Origin of the sequence: Halobacillus sp., assembly GCF_049282395.1 — a bacterium.
GTDB lineage: Bacteria > Bacillota > Bacilli > Bacillales > Halobacillaceae > Halobacillus.
Map to the genome: position 1 here is coordinate 1 of NZ_JBAPTY010000361.1, position 1,798 is coordinate 1,798.

The window sequence follows — 1,798 nt, forward strand, 5'->3', positions numbered from 1 at the left end:
ACTTTCATACTAGCTACCTCCTACTTATCCTCCTGTTTATTATGAAGCTAAATTCAGCACTGATTCTTTTCGACTCAAGCAAAGATTTTGCTAGTTTTATAATAACAGAGAGGAAAGGAGGAGGCGCAGGCAGATGTATTCTTGATAAAAGTAGCGGATCAGTTTTTCAAGACAGGGCAGTTTATATGAAATTAAACTTCAAGATTTAATAGAGCCAACTAAAAACGGTAATATAAGCGTGACTTACTGCTTAAATGTAGAGGTTGTCGTAATCTCAAAAACTAGCAGTTTCGTTTGTGGTACAGATCCATGATGGACATCGGTGTCTTCTCATAATCCTCGAAGTCAGGAGAAGAGTAATGTTCGTCAGACATGGACTGATCTTTACTGATAGAGCTTGTTAATTTTTCCGGAAGTGAATTGGCATTTGCCAATACCCAGGGTTCAGCTGGGACCTCGGCCTCGTCGGTATTCATTACACCTTGGAGGTACGCCGTTTTCCTTAGTTCTAAGGTTTCTTTCAGGTTAACAGCATAGGCAAGCAGACTCTCCAGTGTTTCACGGTCATATTCGTCCATCACGTATGCGCTCTCTTTTCTCATTCTCACAATAACAGTATCTTCTTTGTTCGGTCTTTCAACTACACCGAGTAAAAGGTTGTAAGGCCCAAAAACAGAGTTGTAGTACCTTGTCGTGCTGTAGGGATCAGAGATAATTTCTTCATATACATTCTGTTCAAAATTCTCCAATTGAGAGTAAGAGACGATGTCAATTTCCATTTTGATGTCATTCTTGGTCGCTTTGATTAATTTGTTAAATTCAGCAACCAAATAGTCAACAATATCCGGAAGGGCCGTTCTCTTTTCTCTTACTAACTTGATGAGCGTATCCTCATGGTTTTTTAAAACTGAAGAAGTGAATCGGAAGTTACTGGCGATCGCTCGTTCTTTTTCTTCCCATTCCCCAAATTCCACCCCCAGTTTAAATACGGTTAAGCTCTTCAAAGCAGATAAGGATAAGACTCTGGCAAAGAAAACGGTAAACATAATGAGAATAGCAACCACAAAAAGAGCCAGGAGGGATGGGCGAATGAGATAGTCAATAAAGGTTTTTGGGCTTTCTGCGTAGGCACTGTCTGAGATTTCATAATAGAAGAATGCCCCGTAGGCTATAGAACCAATAATGCCGAGTGTGACCAATATGAAATAAATTTCTTTCTGGTTATTCATAATCAGGCTTGCGGCTCTTGAGATCTTGCGCCAAATAGGTCCTTTATACATCTTTTATCCCCTTTCTCTTTACTATATCTTACTCTTAGATTACTACATTTTTCCTCTTTATGAATTATTTTTTCTTAGGATCTGTTGTAAGTTAGAAAGTTGATTATTCTAATACCACCTAGGAAACTATTTTTATTTATATAGGGATGAAAAGTTACCATTAATGACTCTCTAAAATCGTCGTATTATTTTCAGTTTTATGAAACGACTTCCACCAACGAACGAGACACATTATTATGAAAGGATAAAGGGTATTTGATTCTTAACAATTGAATAATAGGGAATAGACTAGCAGCCGTCCTCGTTGTTACTAGCTTTTACTGTTCATGCAATTATAAGCAGTAGCCCTCCCAGATTTGATGGAAGAGCCACGATACGTTTTTCCGTATTGACGAACGAAGTTAATAATATGACGTTTGACCCTGATTATCTCGTATCTTTTCATTCCAAGGTGATGACCTTGCTGCCTGGTGATATTATCTCAACCGGGACACCGGGGGCTGTAGTGATTAGAGATG

Annotated in this window: 2 protein-coding genes and 1 pseudogene; 2 read left to right on the forward strand and 1 reads right to left on the reverse strand. The window is 38.7% G+C overall.

The window, feature by feature from the left end; all coding sequences use genetic code 11:
* The coding region (locus tag WAM07_RS15240; protein WP_422168190.1) for a hypothetical protein at positions 1-209 on the forward strand (209 nt) is incomplete at its 5' end.
* Positions 210-281: 72 nt separating this feature from the next.
* On the opposite strand, the gene WAM07_RS15245 is transcribed toward WAM07_RS15240, so the two are convergent.
* Entirely contained in the window at positions 282-1,280 is a 999-nt protein-coding gene (locus WAM07_RS15245) for a hypothetical protein (protein ID WP_422168192.1), read from the reverse strand.
* A 394-nt stretch (positions 1,281-1,674) separates the two neighbouring features.
* On the opposite strand from WAM07_RS15245, the pseudogene WAM07_RS15250 reads away from it, so the two are divergent.
* Positions 1,675-1,798 (forward strand): annotated as a pseudogene (locus tag WAM07_RS15250) (fumarylacetoacetate hydrolase family protein); the annotation flags it as partial.

What these genes read in the sequence shown, in the direction of transcription:
- WAM07_RS15245 (WP_422168192.1), bottom strand. Translation starts at nt 1,280, where the DNA reads ATGTATAAAGGACCTATTTGGCGCAAGATCTCAAGAGCCGCAAGCCTG.